Genomic DNA, 956 nt, shown 5'->3' with positions numbered 1-956 from the left:
CCCGGGCCGATATTGAAAAAGGCCGGCAGGTCTGGCAATCCTTTGGCGGCATGCAGCTCGGATCGATCTGGGGGCATGGCGGCTATGTGGCGCCTGACTGGAGCGCAGACTGGCTTCACAGAGAAGCAGTCGGCCTGCTCGACCTCTGGGCGCAACGCGAATCAAAGTCGCGAATTACGAAGCACTGCTGGTCGAGCAAAAGGCGGCGTTACAGGGACGGCTGGAAGAGAGGATTCGCAAGAATACCCACGATCCGCAGAACGGTACCATTACGCTTGACGCCGATCGTGCCGCCGTCATTGCCGATGTCTCGATGCATTACCAGAGCCTATTCGGCAATAGTCCGGCGACAGCAGGCCTGCGCGAAGCCTATGCAATGAAAAACGACACAGTTCCGGATGCCGGCCATAGAAAAGTGTTGTCCGCGTTTTTTTGGTGGACTGCTTGGTCTACCGTGACAGAACGGCCCGACAGCAATATTAGCTACACCAGCAACTGGCCAAGCGAGCCGCTCGTCGGTAACCGGCCGCCAGCCAGCACGTTCGTTTGGTCTGCCTTCAGCGTGATCTTCGTGATTGCAGGCATCGCACTGCTTGGCTGGCACCATGCGGTTTCCGCAGGAAGAAGGGAAGAATCGCATTCTTTTCCGGCCACGGATCCCATGAGTATGGTGCGCGTCACGCCTTCAATGAAAGCGACCGCCAAATACTTCTGGCTCCTACTGGCGATGTTCCTGCTGCAGATTCTTTTAGGCAGCATCACGGCGCACTACCAAATTGAAGGCCAGTATCAGTACGGCGTGAATTTGTCCGACATCCTGCCGTATTCAATCACGCGTACCTGGCACACCCAGCTGGCCGTGCTATGGATAGCGACTGCCTGGCTAGCGACGGGGCTGTATATCGCACCCGCCATCTCGAGCCACGAGCCCAAGTTTCAGCGGCTGGGCGTCAATG

General features: G+C 57.5%; 1 protein-coding gene and 1 pseudogene. Both read left to right on the top strand.

Features of this window, described 5'->3' with window-relative positions; all coding sequences use genetic code 11:
• Positions 1–50 precede the first annotated feature (50 nt).
• Positions 51–122: pseudogene (locus JK635_RS28705) on the top strand (hypothetical protein); the annotation flags it as partial.
• On the top strand, positions 98–956 hold an 859-nt coding region (locus JK635_RS28700; RefSeq protein WP_498043880.1), incomplete at its 3' end, for a cbb3-type cytochrome c oxidase subunit I. The pseudogene JK635_RS28705 and the gene JK635_RS28700, both read left to right, overlap by 25 nt.

The sequence above is a fragment of the Neobacillus paridis genome (assembly GCF_016765675.1).
Classification (GTDB): Bacteria; Bacillota; Bacilli; order Bacillales; family Cytobacillaceae; genus Neobacillus; species Neobacillus paridis.
Note: the sequence above shows the minus strand (reverse complement) of the source record. Positions and strands in the feature narration are given on the sequence as shown.